The organism is Mesorhizobium sp. M7A.F.Ca.US.006.04.2.1 (assembly GCF_004022915.1).
In the GTDB taxonomy this organism is placed as follows: domain Bacteria; phylum Pseudomonadota; class Alphaproteobacteria; order Rhizobiales; family Rhizobiaceae; genus Mesorhizobium; species Mesorhizobium ciceri.
Window position 1 is genome coordinate 1 of sequence record NZ_RZQA01001693.1, and the last position, 392, is coordinate 392.

1 protein-coding gene is annotated in these 392 nt (G+C 59.2%); it reads right to left on the bottom strand.

Annotated elements, in window-relative coordinates; all coding sequences use genetic code 11:
- The coding region (locus tag EN925_RS39445; RefSeq protein ID WP_128337524.1) for a transporter substrate-binding domain-containing protein at positions 1-392 on the bottom strand (392 nt) is incomplete at both ends.

Below are 392 nucleotides of genomic sequence, written 5' to 3' on the forward strand. Positions count from 1 at the left end.
ATCCTGGCCGAGAATTCCGGGTCACCGTGTTCGATTGCGACAGCCAGGGGCTCATAAAACACCGGATCGCCGATCTGCTTGATCGGATAACCGGCTTTCACGGCATCGACGATGCTGGGCTGCGACGAGACGACGGCATCGAGCCGAACGCCGTCACCGACCCGCAGATCGTCGAAAGCGGTGGTGGAGTTCTCGTAGGAGTGCACTTCCTTCGGGTTGAGCTTGTATTCGAATGGCGGCGCACCGGCCGCGTCGAACGTCAGATCCTTCTTGGCATAGGCTTCGAAGGTCGATGTCGTCGTCGCGCCGACAACCTTGCCATCCAGATCGCTCAACGATTTGGCCTTGCTGTCCTTGTGAACCGCAACCGCTGCTGGCGTGTAGTAGTAGAC